The following is a 24,007-nucleotide window of genomic DNA, read 5'->3' as shown; positions in this document are numbered from 1 at the left end:
CCACCGCCCGGCCCACGACAGCGGTCGGGCCCGCACCCCCCGGGATCGGGGGATGCGGGCCCGTCGGCGGCGACCGGGGATCAGCCCTCGTCGGTCGCCGTGGTCTTGCTCGCGGCGGTCTTCTTGGCCGCCGTCTTCTTCGCCGCCGCCGTCTTGGTGGTGGTCTTCTTGGCGGCGGTCTTCTTCGCGGCCGCGGTCTTGGTGGCCGCGGTCTTGGTCGCGGTCGCCTTCTTGGCCGCCGTCTTCTTCGCCGGGGCCTTCTTCGCCACCTTCTTCACCGGTCCGCGCGCCCGCTTCTCGGCGAGCAGCTCGTAGCCGCGCTCCGGCGTGATGGTCTCGACGTCGTCGTCCTTGCGGAGCGTCGCGTTGGTCTCGCCGTCGGTCACGTACGGGCCGAAGCGTCCGTCCTTGACCACCACCGGGCGCTCGCTGACCGGGTCGTTGCCCAGCTCCTTGAGCGGCGGGGCGGCGGCGGCCCGGCCGCGCTGCTTGGGCTGGGCGTAGATCGCCAGCGCCTCGTCGAGGGTGATCGTGAAGAGCTGGTCCTCGCTGGTGAGCGAGCGCGAGTCGGTGCCGCGCTTGAGGTACGGGCCGTAGCGGCCGTTCTGCGCCGTGATCTCCGCGCCCTCGGCGTCGGTGCCGACCACGCGCGGCAGCGAGAGCAGCCGGAGCGCGTCCTCCAGGGTGACGGTGTCCAGGGACATCGTCTTGAAGAGCGAGGCGGTGCGCGGCTTGACCGCGTTCTTGCCGGTCTTGGGCGTGCCCTCGGGCAGGATCTCGGTCACGTACGGGCCGTAGCGGCCGTCCTTGGCGACCAGCATGTTGCCGCTGACCGGGTCGGCGCCGAGCTCGAAGTCGCCGCTGGGCTTGGCCAGCAGCTCCTCGGCCAGCTCGACGGTGAGCTCGTCCGGCGGCAGCTCGTCCGGGATGTCGGCGCGCTGGCCGGGCTCGCCCTCGACGGTGGAGGCGCGCTCGACGTACGGGCCGTAGCGGCCGACCCGCAGGGTGATGTCCTCGCTGATCCGGAAGGAGCTGATCTCCCGGGCGTCGATCGCGCCGAGGTCGGTGACCAGTTCCTTCAGGCCGCCCAGGTGGTCGCCGTCGCCGTTGCCGGCCTCGGCGGCGCCGCCGGCCGAGAGGCCCTCGCCCTCGCCGAAGTAGAAGCGCTTCAGCCACGGCACGGACTTCGCCTCGCCGGCCGCGATGCGGTCGAGGTCGTCCTCCATCCTGGCGGTGAAGTCGTAGTCGACCAGCCGGCCGAAGTGCTTCTCCAGCAGGTTGACCACCGCGAAGGAGAGGAACGACGGGACCAGCGCCGTCCCCTTCTTGAACACGTACCGGCGCTGGATGATCGTGTCGATGATCGACGCGTAGGTGGAGGGGCGGCCGATCTCCCGGTCCTCCAGCTCCTTGACCAGCGAGGCCTCGGTGTAGCGGGCCGGCGGCTTGGTGGCGTGGCCCTCCGGGGTGATCCGCTCGGCGCCCAGCGGGTCGCCCTGGGTGACCTGCGGCAGTCGGCGCTCGCGGTCGTCGAGCTCGGCGTTCGGGTCGTCGGCGCCCTCGACGTAGGCCTTGAGGAAGCCGTGGAAGGTGATGATCTTGCCGGAGGCGGAGAACTCGACGTCCCGGCCGTCGGCGGAGGTGCCGCCGACCCGGACGGTGACGGACTGGCCGACCGCGTCCTTCATCTGGGAGGCGACGGTGCGCATCCAGATCAGCTCGTAGAGCCGGAAGTCGTCGCCGGTCAGGCCGGTCTCGGCGGGGGTGCGGAAGCGGTCGCCGGAGGGGCGGACGGCCTCGTGCGCCTCCTGCGCGTTCTTGACCTTGCTGGCATAGGTGCGCGGGGCGTCCGGCAGGTAGTCGGCGCCGTACAGCTGGGTGACCTGGGCGCGGGCGGCCGAGATCGCGGTGTCCGACAGCGTGGTGGAGTCGGTGCGCATATAGGTGATGAAGCCGTTCTCGTACAGCTTCTGGGCCACCTGCATGGTCCGCTTGGCGCCGAAGCCGAGCTTGCGGCTGGCCTCCTGCTGGAGCGTGGTGGTCCGGAACGGCGCGTACGGCGAGCGGCGGTACGGCTTGGACTCGACGCTGCGGACGCTGAACGCGGTGCGCTCCAGGGCGGCGGCCAGCTGCCGGGCGGCCTGCTCGTCCAGGTGCAGGCTGTTGGCGCTGCCGGCCTTCAGCCGGCCGTCCGAGCCGAAGTCGCGGCCGCTGGCGATCCGCTTGCCGTCGACCGAGGCGAGCCGGGCGCCGAAGGTCTCCGGGTTCGCGGAGTCGGCCGGAGTGCGGCCGGTGCCGAAGGTGCCGACCAGGTCCCAGTACGAGGCGGTACGGAAGGCCATCCGCTCGCGCTCGCGCTCGACCACCAGCCGGGTCGCGACGGACTGCACACGGCCCGCCGACAGCTTCGGCATGACCTTCTTCCACAGCACCGGCGAGACCTCGAAGCCGTAGAGGCGGTCGAGGATGCGACGGGTCTCCTGGGCGTCGACCAGGCGCTGGTTGAGTTCGCGCGGGTTGGCCACGGCCTCCTGGATCGCCGACTTGGTGATCTCGTGGAACACCATCCGGTGCACCGGCACCTTGGGCTTGAGCACCTGCTGCAGGTGCCACGCGATGGCCTCGCCCTCGCGGTCCTCATCGGTGGCGAGGAAGAGCTCGTCGGACTCCGCGAGCAGCGACTTCAACTTGCTGACCTGGGACTTCTTGTCCGCGTTGACCACGTAGATGGGTGCGAAGTCGTGGTCGACGTCCACCCCGAGGCGGCGCACCTCGCCGGTGTACTTCTCCGGCACCTCGGCCGCGGTGCTGGGGAGGTCGCGGATGTGCCCGACGCTCGCCTCGACGATGTAGCCGGGGCCAAGGTAGCCCTTGATCGTCTTCGCCTTGGCCGGCGACTCGACAATGACGAGTCGCTGTCCGTGCGCGGTCTCGCTGCTCGGGGACACCTTCGCTCTTCTCTCCCGGTCCTTATGTGGCTGGTCGGCGCGGCAGCACGGGCTGCGCTCCGCCCGACCCCTCCACCGTCCCGGGGCCGCCGCTGCACGACACCCCACCAGCGGAGTGTGACCGTACCCCGGCCACCCTTGTCAAACGGACGGATCCCGCTTTTTCACTTGCCGGGCTCACCGACGCCACTCGAACGGTAACCCGATGACGCGGGTTCGCGCCCCGTGGAGGGGGCCTTCGGCAGGTTCCGGAGGATGGAATGACGGATTTCAAGATCTGTCAACGGAAAATCGACGGGCGGGCGGACCCCCGTCGAACGCGCGCGGGGCGACGTCCCCGGGAGCGGGCGGAGCGCTCAGCCGCCGACCGCGGCCAGCAGCCCGGCACCCGCCGCGAGACAGGCCACGCCCAGGGCGCTCCACAGCAGGTCGACGAGGGCCCCCCGCCCGATCTCGCCGGCCGCCAGCACCACCCGGCTCGGGCGCTGCGGGTCGTAGCAGATCCGCACCGGGGCACCGGGCGCGAAACGGTCCGGGCGGCGCAGCGGGGTGTGCCCGCGCGGACGGGTGAGCACCAGCCCCGCGATCCGGCACGCGCCGGAACCGGCGACCGGGGACGGCACCGGGAAGGACAGCAGCGGCGCGCTGTCCAGCTGCCCGTGCGCGTCGTCCTCGGCCACCACCGTGGCCACCACCGCGACCCCCCGGCGGCGCACCAGGTGGCGAAGGCGCACTTCGGCGGCGCACCAGAGCAGCAGCACGCCACCGAAGAGGACGAGCACGACCCCGCCCACCGTCGCCGTCGTCGTGTCCACCCCTGGCCCCCGGCTCCCCAGCTCTGTCCACAGCCTGTGGACAGAGCCTCACAGCGGAGGACCAACGGGGGGCAGCCGTTCGGGGACCACCGGACGAACCAGGGGGTACGGGCGGGTGAACCGCCCCGCGGGGCAGGCTCGGCCGGCGCGGCGGGGCCCTGGCCGGCGCGGCCGACCGGCTCGACGGGCCCGGTTCGACGGGCCCCGCTCAGCGGCGGTCGCTCAGCGACCCCGCTCGGCGACCTCGCTCAGCGACCCCCGCTCAGCGGACCGGGTCGATGAACCCCTGCTCGGTCAGCAGCCGCAGCGACTCCGGCACCCGGTCGCGCAGGACCACCCGGTCCTCACCGAGCAGCTGCGCGATGGCGTCCACGATCTCGCCCGCCGCCAGCGTCCCGTCGCAGACGCCCACGAAGCCGGCCCCCACGGTGTCCACCTTGGTGGCCCTTCGCATGCCCCGGTTGTGACGCAGGATCACGTGCTCCGGGTCCTCCGCGCCCGGCGCACCGACCTGCTCCTGGACCACCTCGTCCGCCAGCACGTAGCGGGTCGCGAGCAGGCCCGCGTCGTCGTGCGAACGGAGGAAGTCCTGCCGGTCGAACCAGGTCTCGATGTGCGGGCCGAGCGGCTGCTCCACCGGGTGCGGCCACTCCTCGACCCGGACGGTCGGACGCTCGGCGCCGCCCGCCCGCAGGGTGATCCACCCCATGCCGACGCCCTCGACCCGGCCCGCCTCGAAGGCGTCCAGCCACTCGCCGTAACGGGCCTGGTAGTCGCCGCCGGGGCCGCGGTGGTCGCCGCCGTCGCGCAGCCACAACTCCGCGTACTGGGCCACGTCCTGGACCTCGCGCTGGACGATCCAGGCGTCCAGCCCGGTGCCCGCGACCCAGCCGGCCAGCCGCTCCTGCCAGTCCTCGCCCTCGACGTGCTGCCAGTTCGCGAGCAACTGGCAGTAACCGCCGGGCTCCAGGTGGTCGGCGGCCGAGCGGACCAGGCTGCGGCACAGGTCGTCGCCGGCCATGCCGCCGTCCCGGTAGGTGAACCGGCCGGTCGGCGAGATGACGAACGGCGGGTTGGAGACGATCAGGTCGAACTTCCGCTCCCCGACCGGCTCGAAGAGGCTGCCGGAGAGCACCTCGGAGTGGTCGAAACCGGACAGCGCCAGGGTCAGCTCGGTGAAGCGCAGCGCCCGCGGATTGAGGTCGGTGGCGGTGACCGTGCCGGCGTGCCGGGCCGCGTGCAGCGCCTGCACGCCGGAACCCGCGCCGAGGTCCAGCGCGGCCCTCACCGGGCGGCGCACGGTGATGTTGGCCAGCGTGGTCGAGGCGCCGCCGACACCCAGCACCAGGTCCTTGCGGGCCACCCCGTGCGCGGTCTCGCCGGAGCCGATGCCACCCGCGCCGCCCACCGCGCAGCCCAGGTCGGAGACCACCCAGGCGTCCGAACCGGGCATCCCGGCAACCTCGTTGGCGTACGGCCGGACGTCGACGGTGGCGCGCACCAAGTCCCCGTCCGGGCGCAGCCAGCCGTCGGCCAGGCAGTCCTCCACCGGCAGCGCCGCGGCCGCGGCCCGGTAGGGCACCGGCTGCTGCAGCAGGAACAGCCGCACCAGCGTCTCCAGCGGGCTGCCGCCGCGCGTCGCGCGCAGCGCCGGGACCGCCTCGCTGCGGGCCAACGCCGCGTAGGCGGTGGGTCCGAGCAGGTCCAGGCACCCGTCGGCGGTGAACGAGGCGGCGAGCAGCGCCTCGCGCAGCTTGGCGAGGCGGGTCGGGTCGAGAACGGGGCTACTGATCACCCCGCCATTGTCCCCCGCCGGCTCCCCGCCGACCGCCTCCCGGGCTCGGCCTCCCCGCACCGTGCCGCCACCGTGGACGGGCCCGCACGCCCGGAGCGTCCCGCCGGGAGCCCGGAGCCTGCGCACGCGCCCCGCCGGGCCTGCGCGCGCCCCGCCGCGCGCCCGGCCGCGTCATCCGGAGCCCGGCCGCGACGGCCCGCGCCAGCGCTTCCTTCCCGGCACGCGGCAGCCGGTGCCGCTCCTGCGAGCGGCACCGGCTGCCGATGTTCCCTGTCCCCCTTCATGCCGATCCGCCGACGCGTGGCCGTGTCGCCGCGTAGCCGCGCGGCCGCGCCGCTACGTGGCCGCTTCGCTATATGGCCGCTTCGCGAAGGCGGGACCGGCCCCCGGTCAGCTCGCGGCGGGTGCCGGGGTGGTGGCCGGGGCGGCCGGAGTGGTGGCGCCGGCAGTGGGGGCGGCGGAGTCGGTCGCACCGGCCGCGGGAGTGGTGGCGGGGGCGCTCGGCGTGCCGGTCGCCCCGGGGGCCGGGGTCGTGCCCGCACCGGCGGGCGCCGGGGAGCCGCTCGCAGCGGTGCCGGCACCGCTGGTCGGGGCGGCGGCCGGCGCGGTGGCGGGAGACGGCTTGCAGCCCTCCTGCTTGGCCATCGCGGCACCGAGGTCGCCGCGCTGCAGCTTGCTCTGCGCCTGGGTGGAGAGCGAGGCCAGCTGCTGCACCTGGTCGGCGACGCTGCGCAGCCCGTCGGCGAACTTCGCCTGGTCGTCGTTGGGCAGCGCGTCCAGCTTCTTCTGGACCTCCTGGTACCCGTCGGCCGCCTTCTTCAGCTCGTCGACGGTGTCCTTCTGCAGGGCCGCCCCGTCCTGGACCTTGGGCGCGCCGGCGCCGTCGACGGCGGAGGCGATGTCCTGGTTGGTCTTGGCCAGCCGCCCGATGTCGGTGGAGAGCCGCTTCTGCAGGTCGGCCGGCGCCTCACCGGTCTTCACCTGGCCGGTGTCGGCGAGCGCGGTCTGGGCCTGGGCGATCGGGTCCTTGGCCGCGCCGCAGACGTTCGACGCCCAGGACTCCAGCTGCTTGCTGTTGTCGTCGCCGCCGCCGCCGCAGCCGACGGCGCCGAACGCCAGCAGCACGCCGAGAGCGGGTACGGCCAGCAGTCGCTTGTTCACCGGGAGAAGCCTTTCGGTTTCGGTCGTCATCGGTCGTCGAACCTACACGGCCGGTTCCCGCCCCCAGGTTCCCGGTTCCCGCTTCGCGGCTCCCGCGGCGGACGTCCGCCCGGGGCGGTCCGCGGTTCGTCCCGAGGCCGCCGCGGTCCGCTCCCGGGCCTGCGCCGCTTCGTCCCCGGGCCCACGCCCGGCTGCAGTTCAGGCCCGTTCGACCCGGATCGGATCACCCGGCCGGACGGTGCGCAGCACCGCCGCGTCCCCGTCCAGCGCGCCCAGGACGTTGCAGGGCGAGGCCGGCCGGCACTCGCCGGCGCGCGAGATCGGCGTCGGACCGTACGGCAGCGCGAGGCTTTCCCCGTCCGTCCAAAAGGCGACCGTGCCCGGCTCCACGACCTGTCGGGCTCCGTCCTCCCGCGGCACGCTGACGGGCGTGCCGAAGTGGACCTCCTCGCCCCAGGTACTCGCCGACGAACTGATCGGCAGCTCGGCCAGGAGTGCCTCGGTGGTGGGGGTCGCCGTCAGCGTGGCGGTCACCTGACCGGCCGGCCACAGGATGCGAATCCGCATGGATTTCCTCTTCCGCGACGAGGTCCGATCAGCGATCGGACCCGGTCGTGCCGGAAGCAGCGAACCGCCATGCTCAACAGTTTGTCAACGCATACCCGGGGAGCGGACCCCGCCGGGTGCGTGAAGCGGCCTCAGACCGCGACGGAGGCAACCGAAACCGGCCAGCTCATCCGGATCAGGCCACCGTCCGTGCCGTTGGTGACCTCCAGGTCCTCGACCAGGCCGGTGATCACGGCGAGGCCAAGGGTGTCGTCGTCCGGCTCACCGCCCTCGGCGGCGCCGGAGGCCGGGACGACGACCGGGCCGGCCTCGTCCTCGACCTCGATGAGGAAACGCTTCTCCTGATCGGTCAGCGCGACCCTGACCGTGCCGCCGATGCCGCCCCGCTGGTGCAGGCCGACCGCGCGGGAACACGCCTCACCGACCGCGAGCCGTACCTCGTCGAGCACCGACTCGTCGACCCCGGCCCGTCTGGCGACGGCCGCGGCGACCAGCCTGGCCGTCCGCACGTGCTCGGGAAGCGCGCTGAATCGAAGTTCGACGGTTGCCATCTCTCCCCCTCGGGGTGCTCCGACCGGGGCCGGTGATACGGCCCCTGCGGGCCGGCTGAACCGGCCCAGAGGCGGCCGGGACGCACCGGGCCGCACGGGCCCGGACACCCCGGACGCGAGGTGCACGGGACGGGCCGACCACGAGGGCCGGCCCGGCCGCGTCAGTCGGTCGCGTTGACCGCGTCGTCCACCGAGGTGTGGATCGGGAAGACCTTGGTCAAGCCGGTGATGCGGAAGATCTTCAGGATGCGCTCCTGGTTGCAGACGAGGCGCAGCGAACCCTCGTGGGCACGCACCCGCTTCAGACCACCCACCAGCACACCCAGGCCGGTCGAGTCGAGGAAGTCCACGCCTTCCATGTCGACGACGAGGTGGTACTTGCCGTCGTTGACGAGCTCGACCAGCTGCTCCCGCAGCTTCGGGGCGGTGTACACATCGATCTCGCCGCCAACCTCGACGACCGTGCGATCGCCGACTGAACGGGTCGACAGGGACAGGTCCACGGAACCTCCAGCACCTTGCCTTGCTACGTCATGTGCGATCCTCGGCCGGACGGCCGCCACCGCATGGTCGCGAGCCCGGGCGCGCCCAGCCAACGCGTGGCAAGCCTCAGCGCTGCGACCCACGGCCGTACGGCCGTCACGGCCACATTCAACCACCTGCGACCATGCCCGCACGATGGCTTACGACGATTCTCCGTCACGCCGGTGACACACTGGGTCCCCATGCCGCCCCGACACAGCCCTCCCGAGGCACTGCTCACGACCCTGACCGACGGCCGGGGGCGGTCCGACCGGCTCACCCATACGGAGCACCTTCCCGCCCGACCTGCACGTTATTCACCCTGGCCCGAGTCGATCCGTCCGGAGATCGTGGCCTCGGCGCTCGCGGTCGGGGTGGAGCGGCCCTGGGCGCACCAGGCAGAAGCGATGAACCTGGCGAAAACCGGTCAGACTGTGGTGATCGCCACAGGCACCGCCTCGGGCAAGTCGCTGGGCTACCTGGCCCCGGTGCTCAGCGACCTGCTGGACGGCACCGAGGCCCGCAACGGCCGCGGCGCCACCGCGCTCTACCTGGCGCCCACCAAGGCCCTCGCCGCCGACCAGCGCCGCCGGGCCGCCGAACTCGCCCCGCCGAGGGTCCGCGCTGCCCTGTACGACGGCGACACCCCGCCCGAGGAACGCGAGTGGGTCCGCCAGTACGCCTCCTACGTGCTCACCAACCCGGACATGCTGCACCGCGGCATCCTGCCCGGCCACGCCCGCTGGTCCTCCTTCCTCAAGGCACTGCGCTACGTGGTCGTCGACGAGTGCCACAGCTACCGGGGCGTGTTCGGCTCGCACGTCGCCCAGGTGCTGCGCCGGCTGCGCCGCGTGTGCGCCCGCTACGGGTCGTCACCCACCTTCCTGCTGGCCTCCGCCACCACCGCCGACCCGGCCGCGACCGCCGAGCGCCTCACCGGACTCCCCTCGGTGGCCGTCACCGAGGACGCCTCGCCACGCGGGCCGATGGTCTTCGGCCTCTGGGAACCGCCGCTGACCGAGAACGTCGGCGAGCACGGCGCCCCCGTCCGCCGCACCGCCACCGCCGAAGCGGCGCACCTGCTCACCGACCTGGTCGAACGGGAGGCCCGCACCGTCGTCTTCGTCCGCTCCCGCCGCGCGGCCGAACTCGTCGCCCTCCAGACCCAGGACCAGCTCGGCCGACCGCTCGCCGACCGGGTGGCCGCCTACCGCGGCGGCTACCTGGCCGACGAACGCCGGGCCCTGGAACGCGCCCTGCACTCCGGCCGGCTTCTCGGCCTCGCCTCCACCTCCGCCCTCGAACTCGGCGTCGACATCTCCGGTCTCGACGCCGTCCTGATGGCCGGTTACCCCGGCACCCGGGCCTCGCTCTGGCAGCAGGCGGGCCGGGCCGGCCGTGAGGCCCAGGGCGCGCTGGCCGTCCTGATCGCCCGGGACGACCCGCTGGACACCTACCTGGTGCACCACCCGGAGGCACTGTTCGAGGCGCCCGTCGAGGCCACCGTGCTCGACCCGGACAACCCGCACGTACTCGCCCCGCACCTCTGCGCGGCCGCCGCCGAACTCCCGCTCACCGACGCCGACCTGGAGCTGTTCGGGCCGTCCACCGCGCCGCTGCTGCCGGTCCTGGAACGCCGCGGCCTGCTGCGACGGCGCGGCGACGGCTGGTACTGGACCCGCCGCGAGCGCGCGGCCGACGCCGTCGACCTGCGCGGCAGCGGCGGCAGCCCGGTCCAGATCGTCGAGGCCGACACCGGCCGGCTGCTCGGCACGGTGGACGCCGCGGCCGCGCACACCACCGTCCACACCGGGGCCGTCCACCTCCACCAGGGCCGCACCTACCTGGTCCGGGAACTCGACCTGGAGAACTCGGCCGCCCTGGTCGAACCGGCCGATCCGCCCTACACGACGGCCGCCCGCGACATCACCTCCATCTCCGTCCTCGACACCGACACCACCGTCGACTGGGGCGAGGGCCGGCTCACCTTCGGCTCGGTGGAGGTGGTCAACCAGGTGGTCGGGTACCTCCGGAAGCGGATCTCCACCGGGGAGATCATGGGCGAGACCAAGCTCGACCTGCCGCCCAGGACACTGCGCACCCGCGCGGTCTGGTGGACCGTCACCGAGGACCAACTGCTGGACGCGGACATCCCGCCCGACCTGCTCCCCGGCGCCGCGCACGCCGCCGAGCACGCCTCGATCGGCCTGCTGCCGCTGTTCGCCACCTGCGACCGGTGGGACATCGGCGGTGTCTCCGTCCCACTGCACCCGGACACCGGGCTGCCGACCGTGTTCGTCTACGACGGCCACCCGGGCGGGGCCGGCTTCGCCGAACGCGGCTTCCGGCGGGCGGTCGAGTGGCTGACGGCCACCCGCTCGGCGATCGCCTCCTGCGAGTGCGAGCGCGGCTGCCCGTCCTGCGTCCAGTCCCCCAAGTGCGGCAACGGGAACGACCCGCTGGACAAGGCGGCCGCCGTCCGGCTCCTGGACGTCCTGCTGGCCGGAGCGCCCGGCAACCCGGCGGCGGAGCCCGGCGCGGAGCCGCCCGGGACGACCGACGCCGAGGCGGACCCGGGCACCGGGACGGACGCGGGCGGTGGGGCAACGTCGGGGTCATGAGGCCGCCGTCCCGCCCGGGGCGTCGCCGAGGCCGTCCTCGGCGACGCTGACCGGAGCCCGTACCGGTCCCGCCCGTGCTCTCGCCCTCGCCGGACCGACCGGCAGGCGCACCGGGAGGCCGGCGACCCTCACCTCGGCAACCACCTCGACGGCGTCCCCCGACCGGTCCACCACGCAGGACACCAGGTCGGCGCCCTGGGCCGCGGCGATCCCGGTGGCCCGGGCACAGCCGCCGTCCGGGTCCAGCAGCAGCCGGTCCGCCGCCGCGAGGGCCGCGAGGTCGGCGGCCGACTCGGCCCGGTGCCGGGCGGCCACCACCGATCCGACCGCGAGGGTCGCGGCGAACACCGCCGCGCCCAGCATCGCCAGGGCCAGCAGCCAGACCGTCGCGGAGCCGGTGTCCGGTCCATGTCCGCCCGCCGTCGCCCGCCCCGCGCGGGCCCGGACCACCCGCTCCAGCACCGCCCGCGGCCCGGCCGGGACGGCCGACCGGCTCAAGGCCGCCGTCCCGCTCAGGACGGCCACGGGCCGCCACCTCCCTCCGCGGTGCCCGGCGCCGCGCACGGTGCATCCACGTCCACCTTTACGGTGTCGGCCGTCGGCGTCAGCCGGACCCGCGCACCCGCCGGAGCCGCCGCGAGGGCGAGTTCGACGGAGTCGACCTCCCCGCGCGCGGCCGCCCTGGCACCGACCCGGGCGGCGTCCACGCAGCGGATCTGCGCGGCCGCCGCGAGCACGCCCCAGATCAGCATCGCGGCCAGCAGGACGAGCGCCGGCAGGGCCACCGCCGTCTCCGCCGTGACGAAGCCGCCGTCCCCGCGCCGCCCCGACCAAATGCACGCGGGCCCGGGTCGTCTAGGCCGCATGGAGCGCCCGTTGGAGCATGTCGGTCAGCGCGCCGGTGATGGCCTCGCTGGTCACGACCTTGTACAGCCCGGCCGCGAGGGCGCACGCACCCAGGGTGCCGACCGCGTACTCGGCCGTCGTCATCCCGGCGTCCGACCGGCCCCGGTGCCGGGCCGCCACGCGCACCCGGCGGGCCACCCAGCGCCTCCTCCGCCGCCACGCCCCGGGCAACCGCCGGAGCGGGCGCCCGTCGACGGGCCTGATCACGATCACCGCAGTCATGGATCTCTCCTGTCTCGTCGTCTCTCGAATGTCCGAACCTTCGACTTCCGGTCACATCGCCCGCGCGAACAGGCTGGTGAGGCCGATCACCACCGGCACCACGCCGATCAGCACGAAGGCCGGCAGGAAGCAGAGCCCCAGCGGAGCGGTGGCGAGCACCGCGGCCCGGCGGACCCTGGCGTGGGCCGCGCGGGCGGCCGCCGCCCGCAGGCCGTGGGCCAGCCGGATCAGCGGTCCTGCGGCAGGCGTTCCGCCGAGGCTCGTCCGCACCAGGCAGCGCGCCAGCGGTGCCAGCGACGGGTGCTGTTCGCCGAGCCGGCTCCAGCACAGCTCCGGTGGTGCGCCGAGGGCCAGTTCGGCCCCGATCGCCACCAGACGGGGACCCATCGGCGCACCCACGCTCCGGCCGACCGCCGACACCGCCTCGGAGGGCAACGCCGCCGAGCCGAGGCAGGCCGCCAGCAGTTCCGCGCTCAGCGGGAGTTGCCTGGTCAGCAGCTCCTCCTCCAGGGCCGCCCGACGGTCCGCCGGCGATCGTGCCCGGGCCGTCCACCGGTGGACGGCCACCGCCGCCAGCGCCCCGGCGACCAAGCCGGTGCCGCCGCCGACCAGCAGGGCCACCGCGAGCCCGGCGACCGCCGTCGAGACCGCCCGCCGCCGACGCCCGGTGCTCGGGTCCGCCACCCCCGACGACCGCCGGGCCTCCGCCCTCCTGCCCGGCCCGGGGAACGCCCGCCGGCACCTCGCCCGGCCGCGTTCCAGCGCCCGCACCGCCACCACCACGGCCGCCGCGAGCGGCAACCCGAGGGCGACCCACAGGGCTCCACGCATCACCCGGCCCCCGCTCCCGCTCCGAACGTCCGCGCACGGGGCCTCGTCCGCAGCCGCGACAATCCGCAGCCCCGCTCGCCCGCGGCGAGCTCCGGGAGCCCCGGGAGCACCGGCGGCGTGCCGTCAGGCGCCCGACGGGGCCCGCCAGGCCCCCGGGAGGCATCCAGCGCGCCTCTGGCCGCGGACCGGACGATGCGTGCCGTCCAGAACACGCCCAGCCCCTCCAGGACCGCTCCCGCCGCGAGGCAGCCCAGCCCGGCGGGGGTGTGCAGCAGGACGGCCAGCGGGTGGGCACCGAGCGCGGCGCCGAGGAGCAGTCCGGCACCCGGCAGCGCGGCCAGGACGGCGATCGTCGTCCGCGGCCCGGCCAGCTCCCCGGCGATCTCCTCGGCCAACGCCCGCTCCCCGCGCAGCGCCTCCGCGACCCGGTCCAGCGCCGCGGCCAGTCCCGCCCCGCTGTCGGCGGCGACCCGCCAGCAGGCCGCGACGGCCGCCGCCCCGCTCCCGCCCGGCAGTTCGGCCAGCAGGTGGAACGCGGCGGGCACGTCCCCGCCGTAGCGGCCCGCCGCGAGCCGCGCCAGCGGTTCGTCGCCGAGCCTGCGCCGCGCGTCCGGGTCGGCGGCGAGCCGCGTCGTGACCAGGTGCAGCGCCCGTTCCGGCGTCGCCCCACCGCGCAACTCCCCGGCCAGTCCGGCGCAGAGCTCCACCACGGCGCCGGCCCGCTGCCGGGCCTCGGCCGCCAGGCACCGCCGCAACCGCCACCGGCGCAGCGGCAGGACGGCCAAGGCCGCCGCGAGCACCGGCACCGGCGAGCCGGTGGCCTGTCCGGCGACCAACCCCAGTGGCAGGGCCAGCAGTTCGGGCGCCAGGGCCTCCGGCAGGCGGAGTCGGGCCCGCGCCACCGGGTCCGGTACCGGCCCTCGCCCTGGCCTCGGCACGGGTGGCGCGCTGCCCGCGAGCAGCAGCCGGGAGCGCCGCCCACCCGGCAGCTGTTCCTGCAGCGTTCGCCATCCGGCGGCCGCCACCAGGCACAACGCCACCGCCCAGCAGAGCTCGAACTGACCGCGCGCCATCTCTCCGACCTCCGTTGTCATCCGTCACCGGTCCTTCCGCTTCCAGGCCCCGAGCAGCACGAGCGCGCCCGTGGCACACCCGCCGAGCAGCAGGGCGAAGGCGAGTTCCACCGCACGCACCCCCACGCCCACCGTCACGCTGGCCCGCCGGGTCCGGACCCGAGGCGCCCGGGATCGGTGGCCCCGGACCCAGCGGCCCGGGTCCCGGTAGGGTGACGCTCGGGACCGGGCTCGCGCCCCGCCCCGAGCGTCACCCCACGCGCCGCCAGCAGCCCGACCAGCCGTTCCCAGCCCGCCCCGGGAACCGGTCCGCCCAACGCCGGGAAGGCCACCGCAGGGGTGGTCACGGCCAGCCCCTCGCGGTCCCCGGCCATCGTGTGGATCTCCGCGACCCGGCGCCGTCCCGAGTCCGGATCCCGGACCAGGTGCACCACCACCTCGATCGCGGCCCGCAGTTGACTGTGCAGCGCCGGCCGGTCGAGCCCGGCGAGCGAGCCCAGGGCTTCCAACCGGACCGGCACGTCCGCCGCAGTGTTGGCGTGGACCGTGCCGCAGCCGCCCTCGTGCCCGGTGTTCAGAGCGGCCAGCAGGTCCGACACCTCGGCCCCGCGCACCTCGCCGATCACCAGCCGGTCCGGGCGCATCCGCAGCGCCTGGCGGACGAGGTCCCGGAGGGTGAACTCGCCCAGCCCCTCCTGGTTGGGCGGACGGCTCTGCAGCCGGACCACGTGCGGATGGGCCGGCTGCAGCTCAGCGGAGTCCTCGGCGACCACGATCCGCTCGTCCGGCCCGACCAACCCGAGCAGCGCGGCGAGCAGCGTGGTCTTGCCCGAGCCCGTCCCGCCCGAGACGAGCAGCGACAGCCGGGCCCGCACGATGCCGGCCAGCAGTTCGGCGCCCTCCGGCGGCAGCGCGCCGCCCGCGACCAGTTCGTCGAGCGTGAACGGCCGGGGCCGGCAGACCCGCAGCGAGATGTGCGTGCAGCCGGCCGCGATCGGGGGCAGCACGGCGTGCAGCCGGGTGCCGTCCGGCAGCCGGGCGTCCACCCAGGGCCGGGCGTCGTCCAGTCGCCGCCCGGCCGCGGTTGCCAGCCGGTGGGCCAGCCGCCGCACCGCCTCGGCGTCGGTGAAGCGGACTCCGGTGGCCCTGCGCAGGCCGCCGCCACGGTCGACCCACACCTCCTCCGGACCGTTCACCAGGACGTCCGTGACGTCGGGCGCCGCCAGCAGCCGGTCCAGCGGGCCCGCACCCACCAGTTCGGCGCGCAGCGAGCGCACGGTGTCCAGGACCTCGTCCCCGCCGAGCGGCGGCCGGGTGGCTCGCAGCGCGGCCGCGACCGAGCCCGCCGTCGGGGCGGCCCCCGACTCGGCCAGCCGCAGCCGCACGGCGTCCACCAGGGCCGCCGCCCGCTGTTCGCGGGCCGTCCGGCCGTAGGGGCAGGGCTCGTGCCCGGCCTCCGGCGGCCCGCCGGGCGGCGGCACGCTCCGCAGCGGCCGGTGCTCCCGCGCACCGGTGCCCGGACCGGGCACGCCGTCCCGGAAGGCTGTTCTGCGCAGACGGACCATCAGTAGACACCTCCTCCGACCGCCGGAACCGGCGGCAGCACCTCGTTCAGGAAGGTCGCGCAGAAGCGCGCGAGCGGGCCGCTCTCCCTGCTCCCGGGCGGGACGCCCTTCTCGACGTCCGGGGCCAGGCCGGGTTCCGCCTCCAACTCCCCTGCCAGCGGCAGCCGCAGGCCGCGGGCGATCCGGTGGGCCGGGAGTCCGCCGGCCCGCACCGGCCGCACCACGACCCGGACGTCCCCGAGCCGCATCCGGGTCGCCGCGGCGACCCGGTCGGCGGCGGCCACCGCGCGCAGTTCGGCCGGCACCACCAGCAGGGCCAGGTCGGACTGCTCCAGCGCCTGCCCGGCGGCCGCGTCGAGGTGGCGAGGCACGTCGACCACCACCAGCCCGCCGCGCCGCCGGGAGGCGGCCAGCACGCTGCGCATGGCCTCCGGCGGCACCGTCAGGGTGTCGCCGCGGTCCCAGGACAGGCAGGCGAGCGCGGAGAGCCGTTTGAGGGCCGGCAGTGCCCGGGCCAACTCGGCCCCGCTGACCCGCCCGCGCGAGCCGGCCAGGTCGGGCCAGCGCAGCCCGCGGGCCGTCTCGCCGCCGAGCAGGATGTCGAGGCCGCCGCCCAGCGGGTCGCCGTCGACGAGCATGGTCCGCCGGCCCGTTCGCGCGGACGTGACCGCCAGGGCGCAGGCCAGGGTCGAGGCCCCGGCACCGCCCCGGCCGCCGAGCACCGCGACGGTGACCGCCGGGGGCCCGCCGCCCTCGGCCGCGTCGGCGATCCGGTCGAGCAGCCAGGCCTCGGCGTCGGGCAGGAACAGCACGTGCTCGGCGCCGAGCCGGACGGCTCGGACCCACACGCCGGGGTCGTCCAGGTCCAGTCCGAGCAGCAGCACACCGCCGCGCCGCCCCAACTCGGAGCAGTGGACGGCCTGGTCGTCCCCGACCAGGACCAGCGGGGCCCCTTCCCAGAGCTCCCGCGTCGGCGGCGCGCCGCGGATCAGTCTGGGCTCGGTGCCCGCCGCCGCGCAGAGCCGCAGCAGGTGCTCCGCCAGTGCGTCGTCCCCGGTGACGACGAGCGGCCCGAGGGCGCCGGGGCCCTCGGCGGTGACGTGGTCGGCGATCGGCGTCGACATGGTGGTCTCCCCTCCGCGCCTGCGGCCACCAGGGGCGGCCGCGGCGCACGTCGGACGGTTCCGGCGGACGGCCGCCCGGCAGACCTCCGGAAGAGGAGGGAGATGAGGCCTGCCCGGCGACCGCCGCCGACCATCACGGTGGGGGGAGATCCGGATTCCGTCATCCACGTTCCGATTGCCTGTGGATAACTCGTGGGCTGTGGATGAAAACGTTCACCCGGGCGGGGGGCTAATCGGCGAAGAATTGACGAAAGGCGTCACGGAGATGAACCGTCGGACCGCGCAGGCGCGATCGGACGATCTTCCGAAGGCCTCCGCCGCTCTTCCGGTGACCCCCTCGGAGAGGCTCGCACCGCCGGTCGGAACCGGCCGTTCATTCCTCGACGGCCATGAGCAAACGGCAACGGAGAGTGACGAAAGATGGCCAACGGGCCGAGCCGCCGACACCCCCTGCACACCACCGACGGGGCTCGCGCGGGATGCGCGGCGAAGGGCCTTCAAGCCCTGAAAATGGCCCCGGACGTGCGACGACCCCCGCCGGGGGGGAGAGCGGGGGTCGTCTATCCACAGCCCGACTCGGGGGGGAGGAGCCGGACCGGGTTAGCACGGTCGCGAACGATCCGTGACTTCCATGGTGTACCCGAGCGGCCAGAAACACAAACCCGCACGCCCACGAGTACACCGAATGGCGGGGTGTTTTGTGGCTCCCTCTATCCTCGGTTCCCGTGGACACCACCGAGAACGCCGACGACCACGCCGACGAGTCCCCGGGCGACACCACCGGGCCCGAGGAGCTCCGCGCACCCGCCCACCCCCGGTCGGGCGGGCCGCGCACGGCGGCCTTCTTCGACCTCGACAAGACCATCATCGCCAAATCGAGCGCGCTGGCCTTCAGCCGCCCCTTCTACCAGGGTGGCCTGATCAACCGTCGGGCCGTACTGCGCAGTGCGTACGCGCAGTTCGTCTTCCTGGTCGGCGGCGCGGACCACGACCAGATGGAGAAGATGCGCGAGTACCTCTCCGCGCTCACCCGGGGCTGGAACGTCCAGCAGGTCCGCGAGATCGTCGCCGAGACCCTGCACAACCTGATCGACCCGATCATCTACGACGAGGCCGCCTCCCTGATCGAGCAGCACCACGCGGCCGGCCGGGACGTGGTGATCGTCAGCAGCTCCGGCTCCGAGGTGGTCGAGCCGATCGGCGCCCTGCTCGGCGCGGACCACGTGATCGCCACCAGGTTGCGGGTCCAGGACGGCTGCTACACCGGCGAGATCGAGTACTACGCCTACGCCGAGAACAAGGCCGCCGCCATCCGGGAGTTGGCCGCGGTCGAGGGCTACGACCTGGCCTCGTCCTACGCCTACAGCGACTCCTCCACCGACCTCCCGCTGCTGGAGGCGGTCGGCCACCCGTCGGCCGTCAACCCCGACCGCGCGCTGCGCAAGGAGGCGCAGGCCCGGGAGTGGCCGGTGCTGGTCTTCGACAAGCCGGTGGAACTGCGGCGGCGACTGCCCGAGTTCTCGGCCCCGAGCGGTTCGGTGCTGACCGCGGTCGCGGTCGGGACGGCCGTGGTGACCGCCGGGGTGATCTGGTACCTGGCCCGCCGGCGGCGCCCGCTCGCCTGAGGCCCCGACCGACCCGCCTGGACAAAACGGTCAATCGGCATGGACTTCTCTTTTCGGGTTCCCCTTTCGCCCGAAACGCGATACAAATGAAGCACGGCCCGCGAGACCCGGTCAGGACCGAAGAGGTCAAACCGACAACGCAGTTCAGGCCCCACGGACCGCGTGTACAGATAGCCGAGCACCCACATGCAGCCGACCCGCTGTCGGGCCGCCGGACCAGACGAACGGGCAGGATCCCCGTCTGATCGGCACTTCCGGTGCATGCATGGTCACCCGGCATCTGCACCAGCGGCGGCACCGAGCAGGATCAGGTGCCGCCGCATCCGCATGTGAACGGGCCCCAGCGGGGCCCGTTCGCACGTTCGGCCCGGCCGCTCAGGCCATGCCGCGCTGCATCGCCTCGCACACCGCCGTGCTCTCCCGCACGCCGAGCCGCAGCGCCGCGCCGCAGTGTGCGATCCAGGCCGCCATCCCCTCGGGCGTGCCCGCCAGGTAGCCCGCGAGGGCCCGGCGGTAGGTGGCGGTGCCGAGTTCCGCCAGGCCGACCTCGGTCGGGCAGATCGCCTTCGGGTCGAGCCCTTCGGCGATCAGCACGATCCGCTGGGCGGCCCGCGCGATCACCCCGTTGTGGGTGCCGAAGGGACGCAGCGCGAGCAGTTCGCCGTGCACCACGGAGGCCACGACGAGGGCCGGGGTGCCCACGCCCTGCCCCTCCGCGCGCGCCACCAGCAGCCGGGAGAGCTGATCGAGCCGGGCCGCGACCTCCTCGGCGCCCGGGGTGGGCGGCAGCTCGGGCAGCGGCCCGTCCACGGCCTCGACCCGGACACTCTCCACCGGCTCCAGGTCCAGCGGGAACAGCGTCTCGGCGCCCTCCCCGGCCCGGCGGGGGCGCCCGGCGGCCGGGTCGCCGTCGCCGACCGCGAGCAGGTGCAGCCGGGCCAGCACCTGCAGCGGCGAGTGCCGCCAGACGCTGAGCAGCTGGCCCGCCTCGGCGGCGATCCGCAGGGCTGCGCCGACGGTGCGGGCCTCGGCGTCCGCGCTGAAGTCGGTGCGGCGGCGGACCTCCTCCAGCGGCCAGTCGGCGCCGGCCAGGGCCGCCGACGCGCGGGCGCCGCGCAGCGCGGACTCGGAGGTGACCTCGGCCGCGCGGCGGCGCATCACCCGGTGGCCGTAGAGCCGGTCGACGGCCTTGCGCACCTCGGCCACCGCGTCGGGCACCCCGGGGAGCTGGGCCAGCGGGGCGAGGGGATCTGTTCCAGTGCTCACCTACCCGAGAGTAATGAACGGGCCGCCCTTCCCGGAACAGCAACCCCGCATCACCCGTTAGAGGCAATCCTCACTTCCCTCCCCCGAGCGGCCCCAAACCCGGGCTAGCATGGCCACTATCGGAGACGATAACGATTTCCAACTAGAGGGCGCCCCCGTCGCACGCGCCCCCTGGGAAGGCGGCCCCGAGCGAGGGCCCTGAGCGAGAGCCGGAGTCCCCAGATGAAGATCGCCTTCGTGGGCAAGGGCGGCAGCGGGAAGACCACGCTGTCCGCACTGTTCATCCGCCACCTGGCCGCCGTCGGACGACCGGTCATCGCGGTGGACGCCGACATCAACCAGCACCTGGGCCCCGCCCTGGGGCTGACGGACGCCCAGGCCGCCGACCTGCCCTCGCTCGGCGCGCACCTGCCGGAGATCAAGGAGTACCTGCGCGGCAACAACCCGCTGATCCGCTCGGCCGAGGAGATGATCAAAACCACGCCACCCGGCCGCGGGTCGCGGCTGCTGCGGATCGTCGAGGAGAACCCGGTCTACGCCGCCTGCGCCCGTCCGATCGCCCTGGACGAGGGCTCGGTCCGGCTGCTGGCGACCGGCGCGTTCACCGAGGAGGACCTCGGGGTGGCCTGCTACCACTCCAAGGTCGGCGCGGTGGAGCTGCTGCTGAACCACCTGCTGGACGGCCCCGACGAGTACCTGGTCACCGATATGACGGCGGGCTCGGACTCCTTCGCGTCCGGCCTGTTCACCCGCTTCGACCTGACCTTCCTGGTCGCCGAGCCGACCCGCAAGGGCGTCTCCGTCTACCGCCAGTACCGGGACTACGCCCGCGACTTCGGCGTGCAGCTCCGGGTGGTCGGCAACAAGGTGCAGGGCCCGGACGACCTGGCCTTCCTGCGCCGCGAGGTCGGGGACGACCTGCTCACCACCTTCGGACAGTCGGACTGGGTGCGCCGCCTGGAGCAGGGCGCCGAGCCGCCGCTGAAGTCCCTGGAACCGGCCAACCGGGCCGTGCTGGAGCAACTGCGGTCCGAGGCCGACGCGGCGTACGGGCGGCGGGACGCGCATCGCTACACCGAGCAGGCCGTGCTCTTCCACCGCCGCAACGCGGAGAGTTGGGCCAACGCCAAGGTCGGCGTCGACCTCGCCACCCAGGTCGACGAGGGCTTCGTCCCGGGCCGGTTCGCGGACGGCGGCGAGCGGTCGGCCCCGGCGGGAGCCCGCGCCTGACGCACGCGCCGCCGCGCCGGACGGGCCGCGACCTCCCACCACTCGGGGGGGTCGCGGCCCGTCCGGCACGTCCGGCCCGTTCGCCTGCGGCCACCACTCCACCAGCAGATTCCCGACCGTTCGAACACCACCCATTGGGGTGAACCAGGGGGTTTTCCGCTTCCCTCCCGCAACCACGCCGTGCAAAGCTTTCATTACTCTCGGTTTACCGAGTCTTGATGGTCCGTCCCGGCGGGCCCCGGCGAGACACCCGCACCTCGCCCGGGCTCCTGGCGGGCCCGATGGTCAACGCCGGCCGGTGACACCCGCGCTCCCCGCCGCGCCACGCCATCCCGCCACACCGCGTCGCGACCCACGACAGCCGATCCGCCCCGAGCCCCACCCCGGACTCACCGCCGGACCCGACTGCGTTCGTTCCCCCGGACAGACGGGAAGACCATGACCCTCGACATCTCCAGCGCCCCCATCGCCTCCGACACCACCGACCACGCACCGCCGGGCCCCGGCGCCCGGATCCGCTGGGCCCAGGACCTCTCCGCCTCGCTCGTGGTCTTCCTGATCGCCGTGCCGTTCTCCCTCGGCATCGCCCTCGCCACCGGCGCACCGCTCACCGCCGGGCTGGCCGCCGCGGCCGTCGGCGGCATCGTGGTCGGGCTGTCCGGCGGCACCTCGCTCATGGTCAGCGGCCCCTCGGCAGCTCTGACCGTAATCACCGCCGGGCTGATCGCCCGGTACGGCTGGCAGGCCACCTGCACCGTCACCCTCGCCGCCGGACTGCTCCAACTCCTGCTCGGGGCACGCCGGGTGGCCCGGACGGCGCTCGCCGTCTCGCCCGCGATCGTGCACGGCATGCTGGCCGGTGTCGGACTCACCATCGCCATCGCGCAGCTGCACGTCGTGCTCGGCGGCTCACCGCAGAGCTCCGCGGCCGCCAACCTCCTCGCGCTGCCGGGGCAGGCGGCCGGTCCGCACCCGCCCGCGCTGCTGATCGGCGCGGTGACCGTGGCCGTCCTGCTCGGCTGGCCCCGGCTCGGCCGGCTCCCCGGCCGCGCGGGCCGACTCGGCGCCCGGATCGCCAGGGTCCCGGGCCCGCTGGCCGCCATCGCCCTGGCCACCACACTGGCACTCGCCCTGGACCTGCGGCTCGCCCACATCGAACTGCCCGCCTGGCAGCCGCACGCCTTCGTGCCCGCGCTGCCGCACGGCCCGGTGCTCGGCCTGATCGCCGCCGTCCTCACGGTCACCGCCGTGGCCAGCGTGGAGTCGCTGCTCTCCGCCGTCGCGATCGACCGGATGTCCCGCCGCTCCGGCGACCTCGACCGAGAACTGCGCGGGCAGGGCCTCGCCAACCTGCTCAGCGGTCTGATCGGCGGGCTGCCGATCGCCGGCGGCGCGGTGCGCAGCACCGCCAACGTGCAGGCCGGCGCCCAGTCCAGGTGGGCCTCGGTGCTGCACGGCGTCTGGGTGCTGGCCGCCGCGCTGGCGCTGACCGGCGGGCTGCGCCGGATCCCACTGGCCGCGCTCGCCGCACTGGTCCTGGTGGTCGGGCTGCAGATGGTCAGCTCCGCGCACATCCGCAACGTGCACCGGCACCGCGAGTTCCCGGTCTACCTCACCACCGTGATCGCCGTGGTGGCGGCCGGCGTGCTGTGGGGCGTCGCGATCGGCGCCGGCACCGCCGTCCTGCTCGCGCTCTACCGGCTGACCCGTGCCCACGTGGACGTCGGGACCGGGCCCGACGGCTCGGTCACCGTCCAGACGCACGGCCCGCTCACCTTCGCCGCCGTCCCCCGGCTCAGCCGGGCGCTGGCCGGCGTCCCGGCCGGGGCCGAGGTCACCGTGGTCCACGACGGCTCCTTCCTGGACCACGCCGCGTACGAGACCCTGCACAGCTGGCGGGCCGGGCACCAGGACGCGGGCGGCCGGGTCTCGCTGGTGACGAGGCGCCAGGACGACGAGGTGCTCGACCCCGACGGCACGGTGCGCGCGGGCAGTTCACCCGGGCCACACCGCTGCCGGGCCTGGACGCCCTGGGTCGGCCACCACTGCATCGAGCAGCAGGAGGACCCGCACGGCCGGCTGCTGGACGGGGTCCGGGTGTTCCAGTTGCACACCGCCCCGCTGATCAGGCCCGAACTCGCCCGGCTGGCGCGGGAAGGACAGACGCCCTCCCAGCTCTTCCTGACCTGCGCGGACTCACGGATGGTCACCAGCATGATCACCAACAGCGGGCCTGGCGACCTCTTCACGGTCCGCAACGTGGGCAACCTGGTGCCGGCCCCGTTCGAACCCGGTGCGGCCGACGATTCGGTGGCCGCCGCGGTGCAGTACGCGGTCGAGGTGCTGGAGGTGCGCTCGATCACGGTCTGCGGCCACTCCGGCTGCGGGGCGATGAAGGCCCTGCTGGACGGCGTGCACGAGCTCCCCGGTCCGCCCACCCCGCTGGCCCGCTGGCTGCGCAACGGCCGTGGCTCGCTGGACCGGCTCCGTCGGGTGCCCGCCGAGTTCGCCACCCGGCCGGTGGTGGACCCGGTGGAGCAGCTCTGCATCACCAACGTGGTCCAGCAGTTGGACCAGCTGATGGCGAACCCGGCCGTGGAGCGCCGGGTCGAGGAGGGCACACTGCGACTGGTCGGGATGTACTTCGACCTCGCGACCGCCCAGGCCTACGTCCTGGATCGCGCCGCCGGGACGTTCAGCCCGGTCGAGGCCCGCACCGAGGGCCGCACCGAGGGCCGCGGTGGCGCCCACCCCGAAACACGACCCGGTGGGGCATCGGCCGGACGGGTGAATGAGGACGGCCGGGTTCCGTCCGGCGGCGGTGGGGAGGGGCCCCAGCTGGCCGCCTGAGAGCCGGGTCCGTGTCCCCGCCGGGCGGGCCGGGGCACGGGCCCACCAGCCCTGGTAGGTTCTCCACTCCCATGCGGTCGACCGTACGGGCAGGTGTTCGGGCACCGGGCCAAAGGTCTACACCAATTCCTGGGAGCCTCTTGTCAACTGCCCCATTCGCCTGGTGAGCTGTGCGCTGGGACACACGGGACAATCCCCACGCACGGGATCGTCCCCGATCATGACTCGATGAGGAGTGCGCGTTGAGCAACGAGAGCCTGGCCAACCTGCTCAAGGAGGAGCGGCGCTTCGCCCCGCCGGCAGAGCTCGCCGCAGCCGCCAACGTCACCGCGGAC

19 protein-coding genes are annotated in these 24,007 nt (G+C 74.5%); 4 read left to right on the top strand and 15 right to left on the bottom strand.

What is annotated here, in order from left to right:
• Nucleotides 1–80 precede the first annotated feature (80 nt).
• From topA to bldG, 7 genes are all read right to left on the bottom strand, one after another.
• Nucleotides 81–2,948, bottom strand: coding sequence for a type I DNA topoisomerase (topA, locus tag AB0D10_RS06865; protein ID WP_360252512.1), 2,868 nt, complete (start codon nucleotides 2,946–2,948; stop codon nucleotides 81–83).
• A gap of 356 nt (nucleotides 2,949–3,304) precedes the next feature.
• Complete coding sequence (locus AB0D10_RS06860; RefSeq protein ID WP_360252509.1) at nucleotides 3,305–3,763, bottom strand: DUF3592 domain-containing protein; 459 nt, start codon at nucleotides 3,761–3,763, stop codon at nucleotides 3,305–3,307.
• Between the two features lie 262 nt (nucleotides 3,764–4,025).
• The gene (locus AB0D10_RS06855; RefSeq protein WP_360252507.1) at nucleotides 4,026–5,558 is read right to left on the bottom strand and encodes a methyltransferase; all 1,533 of its coding nucleotides are present in this window, start codon (nucleotides 5,556–5,558) and stop codon (nucleotides 4,026–4,028) included.
• A gap of 390 nt (nucleotides 5,559–5,948) precedes the next feature.
• Nucleotides 5,949–6,719, bottom strand: coding sequence for a small secreted protein (locus AB0D10_RS06850; protein ID WP_360252504.1), 771 nt, complete (start codon nucleotides 6,717–6,719; stop codon nucleotides 5,949–5,951).
• A gap of 198 nt (nucleotides 6,720–6,917) precedes the next feature.
• On the bottom strand, nucleotides 6,918–7,286 hold the full coding sequence (locus tag AB0D10_RS06845; RefSeq protein ID WP_360252502.1) for a cyclophilin-like fold protein: 369 nt from the start codon (nucleotides 7,284–7,286) through the stop codon (nucleotides 6,918–6,920).
• A 131-nt stretch (nucleotides 7,287–7,417) separates the two neighbouring features.
• The gene (locus tag AB0D10_RS06840) at nucleotides 7,418–7,837 is read right to left on the bottom strand and encodes an ATP-binding protein (RefSeq protein ID WP_360252499.1); all 420 of its coding nucleotides are present in this window, start codon (nucleotides 7,835–7,837) and stop codon (nucleotides 7,418–7,420) included.
• Between the two features lie 161 nt (nucleotides 7,838–7,998).
• Nucleotides 7,999–8,340: an anti-sigma factor antagonist BldG gene (gene bldG / locus AB0D10_RS06835; RefSeq protein WP_049659132.1), complete on the bottom strand. Its 342-nt coding sequence runs from the start codon at nucleotides 8,338–8,340 to the stop codon at nucleotides 7,999–8,001.
• Between the two features lie 222 nt (nucleotides 8,341–8,562).
• Between bldG and AB0D10_RS06830 the strand changes: the two genes are divergently transcribed.
• A complete protein-coding gene (locus AB0D10_RS06830) occupies nucleotides 8,563–10,980 on the top strand; it encodes a DEAD/DEAH box helicase (RefSeq protein WP_360252496.1) in 2,418 nt (805 codons plus the stop codon).
• On the opposite strand, the gene AB0D10_RS06825 is transcribed toward AB0D10_RS06830, so the two are convergent.
• The 7 genes from AB0D10_RS06825 to ssd all read right to left on the bottom strand — a co-directional run bounded on the left by AB0D10_RS06825 (nucleotide 10,975) and on the right by ssd (nucleotide 16,701).
• Nucleotides 10,975–11,505 (bottom strand): Rv3654c family TadE-like protein, encoded by a 531-nt coding sequence (locus AB0D10_RS06825; protein ID WP_360252494.1) that lies wholly within the window; start codon nucleotides 11,503–11,505, stop codon nucleotides 10,975–10,977. The two genes, AB0D10_RS06830 and AB0D10_RS06825, sit on opposite strands and share 6 nt — an antisense overlap.
• Complete coding sequence (locus AB0D10_RS06820) at nucleotides 11,493–11,846, bottom strand: TadE family type IV pilus minor pilin (RefSeq protein WP_360252491.1); 354 nt, start codon at nucleotides 11,844–11,846, stop codon at nucleotides 11,493–11,495. Before AB0D10_RS06820 ends, AB0D10_RS06825 begins: the two co-directional genes overlap by 13 nt.
• A complete protein-coding gene (locus AB0D10_RS06815; protein ID WP_360252488.1) occupies nucleotides 11,836–12,108 on the bottom strand; it encodes a DUF4244 domain-containing protein in 273 nt (90 codons plus the stop codon). The genes AB0D10_RS06820 and AB0D10_RS06815 overlap by 11 nt, the downstream gene beginning before the upstream one ends.
• A gap of 51 nt (nucleotides 12,109–12,159) precedes the next feature.
• Nucleotides 12,160–12,939 carry a type II secretion system F family protein gene (locus AB0D10_RS06810; protein ID WP_360252485.1) on the bottom strand — a complete coding sequence of 260 codons (780 nt, stop codon included), beginning with the start codon at nucleotides 12,937–12,939 and terminating at the stop codon, nucleotides 12,160–12,162.
• Nucleotides 12,939–14,033, bottom strand: a complete 1,095-nt coding sequence (locus AB0D10_RS06805; protein ID WP_360252482.1) for a type II secretion system F family protein — start codon at nucleotides 14,031–14,033, stop codon at nucleotides 12,939–12,941. The genes AB0D10_RS06810 and AB0D10_RS06805 overlap by 1 nt, the downstream gene beginning before the upstream one ends.
• Before the next feature lie 113 nt (nucleotides 14,034–14,146).
• Nucleotides 14,147–15,577 (bottom strand): TadA family conjugal transfer-associated ATPase, encoded by a 1,431-nt coding sequence (locus tag AB0D10_RS06800; protein WP_360252479.1) that lies wholly within the window; start codon nucleotides 15,575–15,577, stop codon nucleotides 14,147–14,149.
• The gene (gene ssd, locus AB0D10_RS06795; protein WP_360252476.1) at nucleotides 15,577–16,701 is read right to left on the bottom strand and encodes a septum site-determining protein Ssd; all 1,125 of its coding nucleotides are present in this window, start codon (nucleotides 16,699–16,701) and stop codon (nucleotides 15,577–15,579) included. The genes AB0D10_RS06800 and ssd overlap by 1 nt, the downstream gene beginning before the upstream one ends.
• A gap of 725 nt (nucleotides 16,702–17,426) precedes the next feature.
• On the opposite strand from ssd, the gene AB0D10_RS06790 reads away from it, so the two are divergent.
• Entirely contained in the window at nucleotides 17,427–18,326 is a 900-nt protein-coding gene (locus tag AB0D10_RS06790) for an HAD-IB family hydrolase (protein WP_360252473.1), read from the top strand.
• A 375-nt stretch (nucleotides 18,327–18,701) separates the two neighbouring features.
• On the opposite strand, the gene AB0D10_RS06785 is transcribed toward AB0D10_RS06790, so the two are convergent.
• Nucleotides 18,702–19,592, bottom strand: a complete 891-nt coding sequence (locus AB0D10_RS06785; protein ID WP_360252470.1) for an oxidoreductase — start codon at nucleotides 19,590–19,592, stop codon at nucleotides 18,702–18,704.
• A gap of 222 nt (nucleotides 19,593–19,814) precedes the next feature.
• Between AB0D10_RS06785 and AB0D10_RS06780 the strand changes: the two genes are divergently transcribed.
• Nucleotides 19,815–20,822: an ATP-binding protein gene (locus AB0D10_RS06780; protein ID WP_360252468.1), complete on the top strand. Its 1,008-nt coding sequence runs from the start codon at nucleotides 19,815–19,817 to the stop codon at nucleotides 20,820–20,822.
• A gap of 438 nt (nucleotides 20,823–21,260) precedes the next feature.
• Nucleotides 21,261–23,672 carry a SulP family inorganic anion transporter gene (locus AB0D10_RS06775; RefSeq protein WP_360252465.1) on the top strand — a complete coding sequence of 804 codons (2,412 nt, stop codon included), beginning with the start codon at nucleotides 21,261–21,263 and terminating at the stop codon, nucleotides 23,670–23,672.
• Nucleotides 23,673–24,007 lie beyond the last annotated feature (335 nt).

Source organism: Kitasatospora sp. NPDC048545, from assembly GCF_040651155.1.
Taxonomy (GTDB): domain Bacteria; phylum Actinomycetota; class Actinomycetes; order Streptomycetales; family Streptomycetaceae; genus Kitasatospora.
The sequence above is the reverse complement of the archived record's forward strand: the minus strand, read 5'-3'. Positions and strand labels throughout refer to the sequence as shown.

Coding starts and splice junctions, on each gene's coding strand:
- AB0D10_RS06845 (WP_360252502.1), bottom strand. CDS start 7,286: ATGCGGATTCGCATCCTGTGGCCGGCCGGTCAGGTGACCGCCACGCTG.
- AB0D10_RS06840 (WP_360252499.1), bottom strand. CDS start 7,837: ATGGCAACCGTCGAACTTCGATTCAGCGCGCTTCCCGAGCACGTGCGG.
- AB0D10_RS06830 (WP_360252496.1), top strand. CDS start 8,563: ATGCCGCCCCGACACAGCCCTCCCGAGGCACTGCTCACGACCCTGACC.
- AB0D10_RS06820 (WP_360252491.1), bottom strand. CDS start 11,846: ATGCGGCCTAGACGACCCGGGCCCGCGTGCATTTGGTCGGGGCGGCGC.
- AB0D10_RS06815 (WP_360252488.1), bottom strand. CDS start 12,108: ATGACTGCGGTGATCGTGATCAGGCCCGTCGACGGGCGCCCGCTCCGG.
- AB0D10_RS06810 (WP_360252485.1), bottom strand. CDS start 12,939: ATGCGTGGAGCCCTGTGGGTCGCCCTCGGGTTGCCGCTCGCGGCGGCC.
- AB0D10_RS06805 (WP_360252482.1), bottom strand. CDS start 14,033: ATGACAACGGAGGTCGGAGAGATGGCGCGCGGTCAGTTCGAGCTCTGC.
- AB0D10_RS06800 (WP_360252479.1), bottom strand. CDS start 15,577: ATGGTCCGTCTGCGCAGAACAGCCTTCCGGGACGGCGTGCCCGGTCCG.
- ssd (WP_360252476.1), bottom strand. CDS start 16,701: ATGTCGACGCCGATCGCCGACCACGTCACCGCCGAGGGCCCCGGCGCC.
- AB0D10_RS06780 (WP_360252468.1), top strand. CDS start 19,815: ATGAAGATCGCCTTCGTGGGCAAGGGCGGCAGCGGGAAGACCACGCTG.
- AB0D10_RS06775 (WP_360252465.1), top strand. CDS start 21,261: ATGACCCTCGACATCTCCAGCGCCCCCATCGCCTCCGACACCACCGAC.